This is a genomic window from Kitasatospora sp. NPDC101801, assembly GCF_044766665.1.
Classification (GTDB): domain Bacteria; phylum Actinomycetota; class Actinomycetes; order Streptomycetales; family Streptomycetaceae; genus Kitasatospora.
Genome location: NZ_JBIWML010000001.1, coordinates 902,306 through 917,099, shown reverse-complemented (window position 1 = coordinate 917,099; position 14,794 = coordinate 902,306). Strand labels below are relative to the sequence as shown.

Annotated in this window: 12 protein-coding genes; 8 read left to right on the top strand and 4 right to left on the bottom strand. The window is 74.0% G+C overall.

All coding sequences use genetic code 11. From position 1 onward, the window contains the following. The first annotated feature begins 103 nt into the window (after positions 1-103). Complete coding sequence (locus ACIRPK_RS04025; RefSeq protein WP_403032547.1) at positions 104-871, top strand: SDR family NAD(P)-dependent oxidoreductase; 768 nt, start codon at positions 104-106, stop codon at positions 869-871. A 120-nt stretch (positions 872-991) separates the two neighbouring features. Continuing rightward, entirely contained in the window at positions 992-2,848 is a 1,857-nt protein-coding gene (locus ACIRPK_RS04020) for an ABC transporter ATP-binding protein (protein WP_403032544.1), read from the top strand. On the opposite strand, the gene ACIRPK_RS04015 is transcribed toward ACIRPK_RS04020, so the two are convergent. Together ACIRPK_RS04015 and ACIRPK_RS04010 are read right to left on the bottom strand one after the other, a co-directional pair. Then, positions 2,821-3,489, bottom strand: coding sequence for a lysophospholipid acyltransferase family protein (locus ACIRPK_RS04015; RefSeq protein WP_403032541.1), 669 nt, complete (start codon positions 3,487-3,489; stop codon positions 2,821-2,823). The two genes, ACIRPK_RS04020 and ACIRPK_RS04015, sit on opposite strands and share 28 nt — an antisense overlap. 372 nt (positions 3,490-3,861) lie before the next feature. After that, on the bottom strand, positions 3,862-6,036 hold the full coding sequence (locus tag ACIRPK_RS04010) for a CDP-glycerol glycerophosphotransferase family protein (RefSeq protein WP_403032538.1): 2,175 nt from the start codon (positions 6,034-6,036) through the stop codon (positions 3,862-3,864). Between the two features lie 616 nt (positions 6,037-6,652). Between ACIRPK_RS04010 and ACIRPK_RS04005 the strand changes: the two genes are divergently transcribed. From ACIRPK_RS04005 to ACIRPK_RS03995, 3 genes are all read left to right on the top strand, one after another. Continuing rightward, positions 6,653-6,919: a hypothetical protein gene (locus ACIRPK_RS04005; protein ID WP_403032535.1), complete on the top strand. Its 267-nt coding sequence runs from the start codon at positions 6,653-6,655 to the stop codon at positions 6,917-6,919. A 103-nt stretch (positions 6,920-7,022) separates the two neighbouring features. Beyond that, positions 7,023-7,448 carry a YjbQ family protein gene (locus ACIRPK_RS04000; RefSeq protein WP_403032532.1) on the top strand — a complete coding sequence of 142 codons (426 nt, stop codon included), beginning with the start codon at positions 7,023-7,025 and terminating at the stop codon, positions 7,446-7,448. A gap of 37 nt (positions 7,449-7,485) precedes the next feature. Next, on the top strand, positions 7,486-7,686 hold the full coding sequence (locus ACIRPK_RS03995; protein WP_403032530.1) for a hypothetical protein: 201 nt from the start codon (positions 7,486-7,488) through the stop codon (positions 7,684-7,686). Positions 7,687-7,695: 9 nt separating this feature from the next. Here ACIRPK_RS03995 and ACIRPK_RS03990 read toward each other — a convergent pair whose 3' ends face one another. Together ACIRPK_RS03990 and ACIRPK_RS03985 are read right to left on the bottom strand one after the other, a co-directional pair. Next, positions 7,696-10,701 carry an AAA family ATPase gene (locus tag ACIRPK_RS03990; protein WP_403032527.1) on the bottom strand — a complete coding sequence of 1,002 codons (3,006 nt, stop codon included), beginning with the start codon at positions 10,699-10,701 and terminating at the stop codon, positions 7,696-7,698. Continuing rightward, positions 10,698-11,867: an exonuclease SbcCD subunit D gene (locus ACIRPK_RS03985; RefSeq protein ID WP_403032524.1), complete on the bottom strand. Its 1,170-nt coding sequence runs from the start codon at positions 11,865-11,867 to the stop codon at positions 10,698-10,700. The genes ACIRPK_RS03990 and ACIRPK_RS03985 overlap by 4 nt, the downstream gene beginning before the upstream one ends. Before the next feature lie 172 nt (positions 11,868-12,039). Between ACIRPK_RS03985 and ACIRPK_RS03980 the strand changes: the two genes are divergently transcribed. The 3 genes from ACIRPK_RS03980 (at position 12,040) to ACIRPK_RS03970 (ending at position 14,660) form a co-directional block, all read left to right on the top strand. Beyond that, positions 12,040-12,915 carry a hypothetical protein gene (locus tag ACIRPK_RS03980; RefSeq protein WP_403032521.1) on the top strand — a complete coding sequence of 292 codons (876 nt, stop codon included), beginning with the start codon at positions 12,040-12,042 and terminating at the stop codon, positions 12,913-12,915. 172 nt (positions 12,916-13,087) lie between these two features. Further along, positions 13,088-13,684: a hypothetical protein gene (locus tag ACIRPK_RS03975; RefSeq protein ID WP_403032518.1), complete on the top strand. Its 597-nt coding sequence runs from the start codon at positions 13,088-13,090 to the stop codon at positions 13,682-13,684. Between the two features lie 178 nt (positions 13,685-13,862). Next, complete coding sequence (locus tag ACIRPK_RS03970) at positions 13,863-14,660, top strand: SGNH/GDSL hydrolase family protein (RefSeq protein WP_403032516.1); 798 nt, start codon at positions 13,863-13,865, stop codon at positions 14,658-14,660. The last annotated feature ends 134 nt before the right edge of the window (positions 14,661-14,794 follow it).

Genomic DNA, 14,794 nt, shown 5'->3' with positions numbered 1-14,794 from the left:
ACGAGTACGAATCGTCCGGATCGGCGAGGGCTCGCCGAACGAGTCGTCAGATCAGCTGCGACGCGCCGGTGCACGGGTGATTACCTGCGAGTACGGTCGGCACATGACGACTGCTCTCATCACCGGCGCGACCGCCGGAATCGGCGCCGCCTTCGCCCGCCGCCTCGCCCAGGACGGGCGGGACCTGGTCCTGGTCGCCCGCGACGCCGGACGGTTGGCCGACACGGCGGCCGAGTTGACGAAGACGTACGGCGTCGAGGTCGAGGTGCTCCCCGCCGACCTGGCCACCGACGCGGGGATCGGCGCGGTCGAGGAGCGGCTGCGCGACGCCGGCCGGCCGGTCGGCATCCTGATCAACAACGCCGGCTTCGGCAACCAGGGCGCCTACCTGACGGCCCCGCTGGAGCAGGAGCTCGACATGCTCAAGGTGCACGTCGAGGCGATCCTGCGGACCACCTCGGCCGCGCTGCCGGGCATGCGCGAGCGCGGCTTCGGCGGGATCGTGAACGTCGCCTCGGTGGCGGCCTTCCTGCCGCGCGGCACGTACGGCGCCAGCAAGGCCTGGGTGGTCAGCTTCACCCAGGGGGCGGCCCGCGACCTCGGCGGCACCGGGGTCCGGCTGATGGCGCTGGCCCCGGGCTTCACCCGGACGGAGTTCCACCAGCGGGCCGGGATGGGCACCTCGGGCATCCCCGCCTGGGGCTGGCTCTCGGCGGAGCGGGTGGTGGACGAGGCGCTGCGCGACCTGGCCAGGGGGCGCTCGCTGTCCGTCCCCGGCCGGCGGTACAAGGCGGTCGTGGCGATCGCCAGGCTGCTGCCCGCCGGGAAGCTGGGTGGGATCTCCAGCAAGGCGGCGCGGACGTACAAGTGAGACGCTGTGGTCCAGGGTTCGAGACCTCGGCTCATTATTAGCCCGTCTAACTATGAGCTATGCTCGGTACGTGGGCAGGGGGACTCCTGCCCACGTACCGACACCACGGGGAGGTCGCCTGTGCGCGACGAGATCAACTGGACACCGCCGCCACGGGCCAAGGGCGAACCGCGCCCGCCGGCCGAGTGGCGCCGCATCCTCGCCCTGTTCCGCCCCTACCGGGCCAGGCTCGCCATGGTCGGCCTGCTGGTGGCGGCCTCCGCCGTGGTCGGCGTGGTCACCCCGTTCCTGCTCCGCGCGGTGCTGGACACCGCGATACCGCAGGGCCGCACCGGGCTGCTCAGCCTGCTCGCGCTCGGGATGATCGCGGCCGCCGTGGTGAACAGCATCTTCGGGGTGCTGCAGACCCTGATCTCCACCACGGTCGGCCAGCGCGTCATGCACGACCTGCGGACCGCGGTCTACCGCCACCTGCAGCGGATGTCGCTGGCCTTCTTCACCCGGACCCGCACCGGCGAGGTGCAGTCCCGGATCGCCAACGACATCGGCGGCATGCAGTCCACCGTCACCTCCACCGCCACCTCGCTGGTCTCCAACCTGACCGGCGTGATCGCCACCGTGGTCGCCATGGTCGCGCTGGACTGGCGGCTCACCGTGGTCTCGCTGCTGCTGCTCCCGCTGTTCGTCTGGATCAGCCGCCGGGTCGGCAACGAGCGCAAGAAGATCACCACCGAGCGGCAGAAGCAGCTGGCCGCGATGAGCTCCGCCGTCCAGGAGTCGCTGTCCGTCAGCGGCATCCTGCTCGGTCGCACCATGGGCCGCTCCGGCTCGCTCTCGCACGAGTTCGACCGGCAGTCGGACGAGCTGGCCGAGCTGGAGGTCCGTGCCAGCATGGCCGGGCGCTGGCGGATGGCCACCATCGGGATCGTGATGGCCGCGATGCCCGCCGTCATCTACTGGGCCGCCGGACTGGCGATGGCCGGCGGCGCCCCGATCGTCTCGGTCGGCACCCTGGTCGCCTTCGTCTCGCTCCAGCAGGGCCTGTTCCGACCCACCGTCAGCCTGCTCTCCACCGGCGTGCAGGTGCAGACCTCGCTCGCGCTGTTCCAGCGGATCTTCGAGTACCTCGACCTCCCGGTCGAGATCGCCGAACCCGCCGATCCGGTCCGGCTGTCCGTCATCCGCGGGGACGTCACCTTCGAGAACGTGGACTTCCGCTACAACGCCGACCAGGACCGCCCGACCCTGACCGGGATCGACCTCAAGCTCCCGGCCGGCGGCTCGCTCGCCGTGGTCGGCGAGACCGGCTCGGGCAAGACCACTCTCAGCTACCTGGTGCCCCGGCTCTACGACGTGACCGGCGGCCGGGTCCTGATCGACGGCACCGACGTCCGCGAACTCGGCTTCGACACCCTGGCCGACGCGATCGGCGTGGTCTCCCAGGAGACCTACCTGTTCCACGCCTCGGTCGCCGACAACCTGCGGTTCGCCAAGCCGGACGCCACCGACGCCCAGCTGGTCGAGGCCGCCCGGGCGGCCCAGATCCACGAGCTGATCGCCGGGCTCCCCGAGGGCTACGACACCGTGGTCGGCGAGCGTGGCTACCGGTTCTCCGGCGGCGAGAAGCAGCGCCTGGCGATCGCCAGGACGGTGCTCCGCAACCCGCCGATCCTGATCCTGGACGAGGCCACCAGCGCACTCGACAACCAGACCGAACGGGCCGTCCAGCAGGCCATCGACGCCCTGTCCGCGGGCCGCACCACGATCACCATCGCGCACCGGCTCTCCACCGTGCGGCGGGCCGACCAGATCGCCGTCCTGGACGCGGGCGAGATCGCCGAACTCGGCACCCACGAGGAACTGCTCGCGCGGAACGGGCGGTACGCCGCGCTGCTGCGCCGTGAGCTGCCGTCAGGCGGGCCCTCTGACGGGCCGTCGGACGACGACGGTCAGGCCGCCATCGGGCGCTCGTTGTAGACCTCGGCCAGCTCCTGGCCGGACAGCTGGTGGATCGCCGCCATCACCTGGTCGGTGACCTCGCGACGGGCCCGGGCCGAACGCGCCTGGCCGTGCAGCTCGTCGAAGTGCAGCGGCTCCCCGAAGCGCACGGTCACCTTGCGCACGCGGGGGATCCGCTTGCCGACCGGCAGGATCTCCGCCGGCCCCTCCAGCGCCACCGGAACGACCGGCACCCCGGCGGTCAGCGCCAGCCACGCCACCCCGGTCTTGCCCCGGTACAGCCGCCCGTCCAGCGAACGGGTGCCCTCCGGGTAGATGCCGAACGCCTTGCCCTCGCGCAGGATCTCCAGCGCCGAGTCCAGCGCGGCCTGGGCGGTCTTGATCTCGCCCCGCTCCACCGGGACGGCGTTGAGCGCCTTGAAGAGCGCCCTGGAGAGGGCACCCTTGAGGCCGGTGCCGGTGAAGTACTCGGCCTTGGCGAGGAAGTACACCCGGCGCGGCGCGGTCAGCGGGATCACCACGCTGTCGATGAACGACAGGTGATTGCTCGCCAGGATCACTCCGCCATCACACGGCACGTTCTCCAGCCCCTCGATGACGGGGCGGTAGACCGCCTTCGCCACGGGCTTGAGCACGAGCTTGGTGATGAGGTTGATCATCTAGTCTCCCTGGCCGCCTCCACCCCCACCCCGGAACACCGCGGCGAGGCCAGACCGCAGATTACGTCATCCACCCCGCCCGCCGTCCACCACTCCGCTCACCGGACGGATGCGATCCTCGTCACGACGCTCCGCCGCACGGGCGGCGCCTCGATTTTTTGGCAGGTGCTTCGGGTCTACGGTCAGGGGCTCGGGGAACTGCGACGCCGGCCTCGGAACAGGTGATCCGTTCAGGGGTGGTCGGGCACTTTCGCAGTGACCCGAACGCCAGATCTCCTCGCAGTTCCCCGAGCCCCTGACCGTAGATGCCCGAGCGCCTGCCAAAAGTGCAGCTCCGAGCCCCTGGGTAGAGCGCTTGCCCGGGGTGCGGGTTCAGTCGACCGGGAAGATCCGGCGGACCACGCGCTCCGCAGCGCCGCCGTCGTCCCAGGGGCAGAACCGCTCGCGGAAGGCGGCCCGGGCGTCCGGCGCCGGGTCGCCGGCCAGCAGGGCCTGGCTCAGGGCGTCGGGGTCGGTGGCGACCGCGCCGGGCGGCGAGGCGAGCAGGTCGAAGTAGACGCCCCTGGTCCGGCGGTACTGCTCCCAGTCGGGGGCGTAGACGACGACCGGTCGGTCCAGCACCGCGTAGTCGAACATCATCGAGGAGTAGTCCGTGACCAGGACGTCCGCCGCCAGGTAGAGGTCCTCGACCACGGGGTGGGCGGAGACGTCGACCACCTCGGCCGCGCCCGGGCCGGTGGCGAGCTCGCCGGGGCCGTCGGCGTCGAAGTAGTGGGTGCGGACCAGCAGGGTGTACCCGGGGCCGAGCTGCTCGGCCAGCTCCCGCAGGTCGAGCAGCGGGACGTAGCCGCCCTGCCCCTCCCGGTGGGTCGGGGCGTAGAGCACCGTGCGCCGCCCGGGCGTCAGCCCGAGCCTGGCCCGGACATCGGCGACCTCCGCGGGGCCGGCCAGCGCGAGCCGGTCGTTGCGCGGGTAGCCGGTCTCCAGCAGCTCGTAGTGGCCGGGGAAGGCCCGGCTGAAGTGCTCGCTGGTGTGCGGGTTGGGGGAGACCAGGAAGTCCCAGCGGTCCACCGCCTCGCGCAGCCGGTCGAAGTCCATGCCGTCGGCGGCGGCCGGGTAGTCCACCAGGTCCAGGCCCATGGTCTTCACCGGCGTCCCGTGCTGGGTCTGCACGTGCACCGTGCCGGGCCGCTTGACCATGGTGTGAGGGAAGTTGACGTTGTTGACGAAGTACTTGGCGGTGGCCATCAGCCGCAGGTACGCCGGGGTGTTCACCAGCACGTACGGCACCCCGTCGGGCAGTGTGGCGGCCTGCGCCCGGGTCTCCACCACCCACACCCCGCGCACCTGGGGCGCCAGTTCGAGCGCCTTCCGGTAGATCGCGGCCGGGTTGCAGGCATAGCCCCGGTGCCAGTACGCCGCGTAGACCGCGAGCCGGTCGTCCAGCGGGAGCCGCCGGAAGGTGTTGTACGCGGTGTACCTGGCCCCGCCGCGGACCCCCTTGCGCAGGGCCGGGGCGACCGCGCCGACCCCGCGCTTGACGGTGCGTGGCAGCTGCCCGCCCCGGCGCAGCTCGCCGTATGCGATCCGGGCGCCCCGGGCGGCCAGCCGGTACTGGACGCCGCGCAGCCCGCCGGGGAAGCGGTAGTCGGCCGGGCGGTGGCGGGCGAAGTGGTCGGCGATCCGGGCGAAGAAGTCCGCCCGCAGGTCGGTCGGCACCAGGCCGGGCGTGTCGTAGACGGTGAGCGCCTGCCGGACCGTCCGGTCGAAGACCAGGCGGCGCAGGGCCGGGCCCGGGTCGGCCGAGGGGCGGTCGAGCACCCGGAAGATCGCGTCGTACTGGGCGAAGGCGTCCGCGTGCTTGGGGGAGGCGGTGGCGGTGATCGCGCCGGGGCGTCCGCGCCGGTAGTTGTAGCAGGAGCGGTCGAGGTAGCGGAGCCGGCCGGTGAGCAGGGCCGGGTAGGTGACCGAGATGTCCTCGTAGTAGCCGCGGCCGAAGGCGACGTCCAGGTCGAGCAGGAACTGCCGGCGGAAGACCTTGTTCCACACCGACAGCACGCTCTGGAACAGCGCCGGGTGGTCGGCGGCCCGGCAGCCGGCCACCAGCGGGGAGTCGCGCAGCACGTGCCGCCAGGGGTTGGGCTCGGTGCTGCCGTCGGGGTAGACGTGGGTGAAGTCGGTCAGCAGCACGTCCACCGGCGCCTCGGCGGCCTGCTCGGCGCGGAGCTCGGCCAGCAGCGCGTCCAGGGTGCCGTCGGGCAGCCAGTCGTCGCTGTCGACGAACCAGACGTACGTCCCGGTGGCCTGGGCCAGACCGACCTCGCGGGCGCCGCCGAGGCCCTGGTTCTCCGTCAGGTGCAGCACCCGCAGGCGGGGGTCGCGGGTGGCGTGCTCGTCCAGGATCGCGCCGCAGCCGTCGGGGGAGAGGTCGTCCACCGCGATCAGCTCGACCGAGCCGTCCGGCGGGCCGGCCAGCGAGTCGAGGCAGCGCGGCAGGTAGCGCTCAACGCCGTGGACCGGCAGCACGATGCTGAGGAGGGGGCTCACGCTGGTTCACTCCGCTGGGGATGCCGGGGCGAGGGGCGGCCGCCCGGTTCTGGCGCCACTCTACTGGGCCCGGCGGGACGGGCGACGGCGAGGCGCCCCAGGTCGGCCCGGGTGGGGCCGGTCGCGGAAAGACGACCGCCGGTGCCGCGCTGTGCGAGCGCGGGCACCGGCAGTCCGGGGTTGGCGGTCCGACCGACCCTCAGCGGTCGACCACCGGTCCGTCCACCAGTTCGAAGCCGGGCCGCCGCAGCGTCGAGACGGCCGGACAGTGGCTCACCTGGGGTCGGAAGCAGTTTTCCCTTCATCTGTCGAACGTACTCGACCGACTCCGGGCCGCCTTTCGGCGTCGATACAGATATTGCTTGTAGGTTTCGGTGGCGTCAATCCCCTGGATGTGTTCACTTCCTGAATTTCACCAGGTGAGACTCGGCGGTTCGCCGGCCGATCGGACCGACCCGGCCGATGCGCAGTCGTGACCGGGGTCGCCGAGATCTGGTGGGGCGTCAGTTCACTTCGCACGATACGGTGGCAGAACACCAGGACGGTTGCGCGAAGCCCGCCACTCACGGATAGTCTTCGCCTCACGGCCCTGGCGCCTCGTAGGGGTGGGAAACTGATGGAACACATGCAAGTGCGGTCCCGGCCCCGAGTGCCGGCGATCCAGTGCGGCGTCGGCTCGACCGGCCGCCGGCTCGACCGCCATCTCTCGGTGCTCGGTGCGCCGGCCCTCTCGGCCGTCGACACCGCCGAAGCGCTCGGCCTGATAAGGGAGCTGACGCCCCGTGGGGTGAGCACCCCGGCCGCGCCGCGTCGGACGGCTCGGGTGATGCTGCTGGCGCCGCTCCGGCGGCTCAAGCGCAGCCTGTTCGGCAGTCGGGGCTGAGGCTGGTCCGACCAGCCCTGCTGCCCCGCCTCCGGGCGACCCGATGGACCTGCCGGTCCGTCGGGTTTTCCGCGTACCCGCCGCGGGGTGCGAGGATGATCCCATGGCGGACACCTCCTTCCACTCCCACACCGTCGACCTCACCACCGGCAGTGGTGAGGTCGCCCTGGACATCACCCGGCACTGCACCGACTTCCTGGCGAACGTGGCCCCCGGCCGGGACGGTCTGCTGAACGTCTTCGTCCCGCACGCCACCGCAGGGATCGCGGTGATCGAGGTCGGGGCGGGCAGCGACCACGACCTGCTGGCCATCCTGCGCGAGCTGCTCCCGGCCGACGACCGCTGGCGGCACCGGCACGGCAGTCCGGGCCACGGCCGGGACCACGTGCTCCCCGGCCTGGTCGCCCCGCACGCCACCCTGCCGGTGATCGGCGGCCAACTGGCGCTCGGGGTCTGGCAGTCGGTGGTGCTGGTGGACACCAACGGCGACAACCCCCGGCGCACCGTCCGGCTGTCCTTCCTGGGCTGAGCCCCGGTACCGGGGCCGGCCGCCGTAGGGTGGCGGTATGAGCGACGAGACCCAGCAGTGCGACCTGGCACCCGGCGTCGACGCCGTGGCGGCGCTGACCCCGGCGGTGGGGGACGGCCCCCGGGCCGACTGCGTGCTGTGCGGCGAGCCGACCGAGTTCCCGGCCGACCGGCCGGGAACGACCCTGTGCCCGGTCTGCGCCTGGCAGGAGGCGCAGCGGATCGCCTGCTCCGGCTGAGCCGCCGGGTCAGTGCTCCTCGCGGTCGGCCAGCCGCAGGGTGGAGCCGTGCCGCCCCTTGTGGACCAGCAGTTGGGCCGGGATGCGCGAGCGCAGGTCGGCGACATGGCTGACGATGCCGACGGCGCGGTCCCGCTCCCGGAGACCGTCCAGGACGTCGAGCACCTCCTCGAGGGCCTGCTCGTCCAGGCTGCCGAAGCCCTCGTCGATGAAGAGGGTGTCCAGCGGCATTCCGCCCGACTCGTCGGTGACCACGTCGGCCAGGCCGAGGGCGAGCGCGAGCGAGGCGAAGAAGCTCTCGCCGCCGGAGAGGGTCGCGGTGTCGCGGTCCAGTCCCGTCCAGGCGTCCACCACCCGCAGGGCCAGACCGGAGCGCCGGTTCCCCGCCGCGCGGCCGTCGCTGTGCACCAGGGTGTAACGGCCGCTGGACATCCGGACCAGCCGGCCGCTGGCCGCCGCCGCGACCTGCTCCAGCCGGGCGGCCAGCACGTACGACTCCAGCCGCATCCGCAGCGTGTTCTCGCTGGACGTGCCGGCGGCCAGCTCGGCCAGCCGCTTGATCCGCTCGTACTGCTCCAGGGCCGGGCCCAGCGCGACGGCCAGCTCGGCGAGTTGCCGCCCCAGCCGGGCCAGCGCGGCCACCCGCTGGCGGGCCGCGCTGTCGGCGGCGGACGCCTCCCGGAGCCGGTCGGTGGCCTGCTGGTACGCCAGCCGGACGCCGGCCGGGTCGGCGGCGGGCAGGGCGGCGGCCGCGACCAACTCGGGCTCGGCCAGTCGGCGTTCGACCGCCTCGCGGTCGGCCCGGTCGCGCTCCAGGCGGTCCCGCAGGGCCCGGGACTCGGCGGCGGGCAGCAGGGCGGCCGCCGCCTCGGCCGGGGAGTCGAACCCGGCCCCCCTGCTCACTTCGGCCAACTCCCGCTCGGCCTCGGTGAGCCGGCCGGCGGCCTCGGCCCGGGCCCGGGTGGCGGCCAGGGCGGCGGCGACCGTGTCGGCCAGTGCGGTCAGGGCGGCGGACCGGGCGGCGACCGACGGGGCGCCGCCGAGCACCGCGCCGAGCCGGGCGGACAGCTCCTGCTGGTCGGCGGCCAGCGAGCCGAGCCGGGTGGTCAGGGCGGCGGCGCGCACCCTGGCCTGCTGCTGCCGGTCCTGCCGGTCGGTCTGCTCCTGGGTCAACCTGTCCAGCTGCCGGTCGAGTTGGCCCAGCGAGTCGGCGCTGCCGAGCGCCTCGCGGTGCTGCCGGTCGGCCTCGGCGAGGGCCGTCCGGAGCTGGTCGGCCGGCTGTTCGCCCGCCGCGCCGACGGCCTTGGCCTCGGCCACCCGGAGGGTGAGCAGGGCCTGCTCGGCGCTGTCCCGCTGCTGCTCGGCGCGCTGCTGGGCGGCGGTGGCCCGCTGCTCGTCCTCGGCCCGGACCAGGCCCTCGGCGGGGCGGGCCGGGGCCGGGTGCTCGGCCGAGCCGCAGACCCGGCACGGGTCGCCGCCGACGAGTTGGCCGGCCAGCTCGGCGGCCATCCCGGTGAGCCGGCGTTCGCGCAGGTCGAGGCTGCGCTCCCGGGCGTCGTTGGCGGCGGCCCTGAGGGCGTCCAACTCCCGCTCGGCGGTGGTGATCCCGGCCCGGAGGCGGTCCCGCTCGGCGGCGGCGGCCAGCCGGTCGCGGAGCTCGGAGCGCCGGGCGTCGAGCTGCTCGACCCTGGCTTCGGCGGCCCGGGCCTCGGCCTGCTGCTCGTGGAGGCGCTTGAACCGGCCCTCGAAGTCGGTCAGCCAGTCCGCCGCCTCGTCCGCCAACTCCTCGGTCCGGAGCAGCTCGTGGCCCAGCTGCTCGCGCTCGCGGACGGTCTCGGCGAGCCGCCGCTCGTCCACCCGGGCGGCGTCGAGCCGGCCGAGCTCGCCGCGCAGCTCCCGTTCGTACCCGGCGAGTTGCCCGGCGTCGGCGTCGGCGGTGGCGGCGGCCAGCGCCGCCCGGTGGTGCTGCTCGGCCCGGACGGCGCTGGTGTGGGCGTCGGCCGCGGCGGCGTGGTGGCGGAGCACCGGCTCGACGGTGGCGGCCTGCTGGGCGGTGCCGAGCCGCTCCCGGTCCTGCCGGTACCGGTCGGCGCTGCGGGCCAGCTCGGTGGCGGCCAGCACGGCCTGCCGGTGGCGCTGCTGACGGTCCGCCAGCTCGGTGGCGCGCTGGAGCGCCTGCTGGGCCGCGCCGTGACCCCGCTCGGCCGCCGCCAGCGCGAGCGCCGCGACGGTGGCCCGCTCGGCCGCGTCGGTGCGCAGGACCGCCGCCCAGCCGAGGAACTCCTCGGCCCCGGCGCCTTCCTGCACCAGCTCGGCCAGCGGGACGGCGCCCGCCCCGGCCGCCTCCTCGGCCCGGGTGGCCAGCGAGTGCAGCCGCTGCCTGCCCTCCCGGACGGTGGCCTCGTGCCTGGTCCGCTGCTCGGTGAGCCAGCGCTCCACCTGGTCGAACCGGCCGGTGTCGAAGAGCTGCCGGAGCAGCTTGGCCCGCTCGTTGGTGTCGGCCCGCAGGAAGCGGGCGAAGTCGCCCTGCGGCAGCAGCACCACCTGGCAGAACTGCTCCCGGCTCATCCCGACCAGCCGGTGGATCTGCTCGCCGGCCTCCTGGTGCGAGCGGCTGAGGGCCCGCCAGCCGGGCTCGCCCTCGCCGGTGTCGGTGACCCACTCGCTGAGCAGGGTCTCCGGCTTCATGGTGGTCAGCCCGCTGCCGCGGAGCTTCGGCCGGAGCTGCTCGGGGCTGCGGACGATCCGCAGCCGCTGCCCGCCGAGGGTGAGCTCCAGCTCGACCTGGGTCGGCACGCCGGCGGCCGCGTGGTCGCTGCGCAGCGGGTTGCCCTTGCGGGCGCCCGGCACCTCGCCGTAGAGCGCGAAACAGACCGCGTCCAGCACGCTGCTCTTGCCCGCGCCGGTGGCGCCCCGGAGCAGGAACAGACCGGCGGCGGCCAACTCGTCGAAGTCGACCCGCTCGCTGCCCGCGAACGGGCCGAACGCGGTGACGGTCAGCTGGTGGAGCCTCATCGCGGCAGCTCCGCCTTCCGGTCGCCCTGTTCGCGGACGGTCTCGAAGGCCGACCGCAGCCAGCCCTGCTCGGTCTCGTCCGGCTCGGTGCCGGGGCGGACGTGGCGGACGAAGCCCTCGGCGATCTCCAGGTCCGTCCGGCCGCTGACCCGGGCGGCGTACGACTCCTGCCGGTCGCCGGGCACCGGGTCGGGATCGAACAGCAGTTGCAGGGTGTGCGGGAAGCGCTTGCGGAGCTGCTCCATCGGGTCCGCCGGGCGGGCCGGGTCGGTCAGGGTGGCCTGCACCCAGGCGTCCGCGTGCCGCGCGTACTTCTCCTCGGTCAGCAACTCCTCCAGCCGGCCGCGCAGCCGGGCCAGCGGGCGGGGCACCGGGCAGTCGATCCGCTCGGCCGCCACCGAGCCGTCGGCGGCCAGGTCGACCAGCCACATGGTCTTGCGGTGGTCCGCCTCGGAGAACGAGTAGGCGATCGGGGAGCCGCTGTAGCGCAGGTGCGGGGCGATCGTCTGGCTGCCGTGCAGGTGACCCAGGGCGGCGTAGTGCACCCCGCCGAAGACGGCGGACGGCACGCTCGCCACCCCGCCGACGGTGAGGTCTCGCTCGCTGTCGCTGACCTCGCCGCCGGTCACGAAGGCGTGCGCCAGCACCACCGCCCTGGTGCCTGCCGGACGGGTCGTCAGATCGACCCTGACCTGGTCCATCGCCGCACCGAGCACCTGCTCGTGGCCGCCCTTGGCCAGCCCGAACCGCTCCCGGGTCAGCGCGGGCTCCAGGTACGGCAGGCCGTAGACCGCGACCGGACCGTGCTGGTCCGCCAGCAGCACCGGGGCGGCGACCGCACCGGGATCCGTCCGCAGGTGGATGCCGGCCCGGCCGATCAGACCGGCCGCGACCCCGAGCCGGCGGGCCGAGTCGTGGTTGCCGCTGATGAAGACGGTGGGCACGCCCAGCTCGGCGAGCCGGTGCAGCACGTCGTCGAAGAGCTCGACCGCGTCCAGCCCGGGCAGCGCCCGGTCGTAGACGTCGCCGGCGACCAGCACCGCCTCGACCCCGTGCTCCCGGACCACCGCCACCAGGTGGTCGAGGAAGGCGCGCTGCGCCCCGATCAGGTTCTCCCGGTGGAACGACCGGCCCAGGTGCCAGTCCGAGGTGTGCAGCAGCCGCACGTACCCAACCCCCACACGCTCGTACCCACCAGGACCGTTCCCGAGTATCACAGCTCGCACGGACAAACCCCGAAGAGGGTAGCTGAGCGTGGTTGTCAGTGACGCTGTGTACGTTTCCCGGCATCGGGGGTCGGGCGTGGTCCGGCCGTCGGATTCCACTTCGGGAGGGTGCATGACCAGCAGGGACAGGCGCGGCGGCCGGCGGCGGGCCGGGTGCGGGGAGCGGGGCCGGGTGCGGCAGACGGTGGCGCTGGCGGTGGCGGCCGACGAGGCGGCGTACGTGCGGTTGCGGGGGTGCGGCCTGTTCGGGCCGGCGGACTACGGGGCGTACCTGCGGTGCACCGAGCAGCGGCTGCGGGCGCTGCACGGGCACGGGGTGGCGGTGCACCTGAGGGTGCTGGAGCCGGCGGACTTCGAGGACTTCTGCGCGGAGCACCTGCTGGACCCAGCCGACCCGGTGGCCGAGGTGGCGTACGCGGCCGACCCGGAGCTGGCCGGTGAGCCGTTCGCCTACACCGGGCAGCGGCTGGCCGAGCTGCTGCCCGCGCTGACGGAGGACCACCTGGCCCGGGTGCGGATCTCGATCGGCTGCGCCGCCCTGCTGGCGGCGGTCGGCTGCGAGCGGCAGCCGGAGGAGCGGGTCACGGCGGTGCTCCAGTACGTCTCCGAGGTCTGCCTCGCGCTGGCGGCGGGCGCGGGGGACGGGCGGCACCGGCTGACGCTGCGTTCGCTCGGCCTGCTGGACGGGGAGGAGCTGACGGCGGCGGCCGAGCTGCTGGTGGCGGCGGGGCGGCCGGTCGAGCTGGGGCGGGAGGCGGAGGCGTTCTGCGTCACGCTGGCCGCGGCGGTGGCCGGGTACGGGTCGGGCGAGCTGCTGCTGCACCGGGCCGGCGGCGGGGCCTCCGGCTGGGTGCTGGTGGACGGCTGGCTGCGGCCGATGTCCGCGCTGGAGACCCAGGCGGTGCTGGGGGCGGAGGCCGGGGGGCCGCCCGGCGGGGTCGGCCGGGCCGGTTTCCCGCTGCCCCCGCCGGAGGTGACCGAGGGCTGAACGGCGGGCGGCGGGCCGTGCCCCGGGCGGCGGCCAGGACTGTTCATCGACCGGATGTTCGGGGAAGATCAACAGGCGGGGCGTGCTGTGATGGGACGGCCTGCCCGCGCGCACCACCAGGAGCGTGCCACCCACCGCACGCCTACCGGCGCCCGAGACCGAAGGGGGACGCATGAGCCGGATCGAGTACAGCGCGGAGATCGCCGAGCTGCTCGGCCGGGTCCGGCGCCGTCCGACGGCGGGGTGGCCGTGGCGGCCGGGGGAGCAGGTGCCGGAGGGGCTGCCGGTCAAGCAGTCCTGGGGCTGGCTGTTCGTGCCGGACGGCCGGGTGCTGACCCTGGTGAACCCCAGGGACGGTGTGGTCAGCCTGCCCGGCGGCTCGCTGGAGCCGGAGGACGTGGGCGATCCCGGTACGGCACTGGCCCGGGAGGCGGGGGAGGAGGCGCAGGCGGCGATCGGCCCGGCGCACTACCTCGGCTACCTCTACGACCGGGTCGGCTCGGCCAACGGCGGTCACGAGTGCGCCCGGGTCCGGATGGCCGCCGCGCTGCGGTCGGTCGGCCCGACCGCGCCCGACCCGGCCTCCGGGCGGCACTACCGCCGGCTGCTGGTGGCGCCCGGCCTCGCGGTCGAGCTGCTCGGCTGGGGCGGCCCCGGCCTGCGGCAGGCCAGGGCGGCGGTGGACCTGGCGGTCCGGCTGCTCGGTGTGCCGGCCGCGGCCGAGGAGGCCATCGAGGAACTGCCGCCCACCGGGCTGGCCTTCCACTGATCCACGGCGCCCGACGCCCCGGTCCGACGTCCCGGCCCGACGTCCCGCGCCTGACACCCCGTCGAACTGACGGTGCCACATGGGCGAACCCTCGCAACAGTTTTGGCATGGCCACTGTTGCTCGAAGCTACTCCCTGGTACACAAAATGTGACCCGCGTCACTCCAGTGGAGGTATCCGTGCGCTCAGCCCGTGCCGTGTCCGTCGCCACCACGGCGATCCTGCTCACACTGACCACCCTCTTCGTGGCCCCCTCGGCCAGCGCCGCCTCGGCCCGCTACGTCGCGCTGGGCGACTCCTACTCCTCCGGAGTGGGTGCGGGCAGCTATACCAGCGAGAGCGGCAACTGCAAGCGCAGCACCAACGCCTATCCGTACCTGTGGAAGAACGCCAACTCACCCGCCTCCTTCGCGTTCACCGCCTGCTCGGGGGCGCGGACCGGCGACGTGCTGAACAACCAGCTCGGCCCGCTGGACGCCTCGACCACCCTGGTCAGCCTCAGCGTCGGCGGCAACGACGCGGGCTTCGCCAGCACCATGCAGACCTGTGTGCTGAACAGCGAGAGCTCCTGTCTGACGGCGGTCGCCAACGCCAAGGCGTACGCGACCAACACCCTGCCCGGCCTGCTCGACAACCTCTACACGAAGATCCACCAGAAGGCCCCCAACGCCCACGTGGTGGTGCTGGGTTACCCGCACCTCTACCAGGTCGGCGGGAGCTGCATCTTCGGCATCGGCGACACCAAGCGGGCCGCCATCAACAGCGCGGCCGACGTGCTGGACGACGTGATCGCCAAGCGGGTGGCGAACGTCGGCTTCACCTACCAGGACGTCAGAGGCCGGTTCACCGGCCACGAGATCTGCGCCAGTGGCACCCAGTGGCTGAACAGCACCGTGCTGCCGGTGGACGAGAGCTACCACCCCAAGGCGGCCGGCCAGTCGGGCGGCTACCTGCCGGCCTTCACCGCCGGCGTCTGATCCACCGACGGTCGTGGGCCCCGGCCCCCCCCCCCGGGGGGGGGGCCCCCCCGGGGGGGGCCCCGGGGGGGGGGGGGGCCCCGCCCCCCGCCGTCGCGCGGCGGGGGGGGAGGGGTGGGGCCCGGGGGGGGGGC

Bases quoted from the DNA above. Each gene is read 5' to 3' on its own strand.
- ACIRPK_RS03990 (WP_403032527.1), bottom strand. From the start codon at position 10,701: ATGAGGCTCCACCAGCTGACCGTCACCGCGTTCGGCCCGTTCGCGGGC.
- ACIRPK_RS04005 (WP_403032535.1), top strand. From the start codon at position 6,653: ATGGAACACATGCAAGTGCGGTCCCGGCCCCGAGTGCCGGCGATCCAG.
- ACIRPK_RS03980 (WP_403032521.1), top strand. From the start codon at position 12,040: ATGACCAGCAGGGACAGGCGCGGCGGCCGGCGGCGGGCCGGGTGCGGG.
- ACIRPK_RS04015 (WP_403032541.1), bottom strand. From the start codon at position 3,489: ATGATCAACCTCATCACCAAGCTCGTGCTCAAGCCCGTGGCGAAGGCG.
- ACIRPK_RS03995 (WP_403032530.1), top strand. From the start codon at position 7,486: ATGAGCGACGAGACCCAGCAGTGCGACCTGGCACCCGGCGTCGACGCC.
- ACIRPK_RS04000 (WP_403032532.1), top strand. From the start codon at position 7,023: ATGGCGGACACCTCCTTCCACTCCCACACCGTCGACCTCACCACCGGC.
- ACIRPK_RS04025 (WP_403032547.1), top strand. From the start codon at position 104: ATGACGACTGCTCTCATCACCGGCGCGACCGCCGGAATCGGCGCCGCC.
- ACIRPK_RS03975 (WP_403032518.1), top strand. From the start codon at position 13,088: ATGAGCCGGATCGAGTACAGCGCGGAGATCGCCGAGCTGCTCGGCCGG.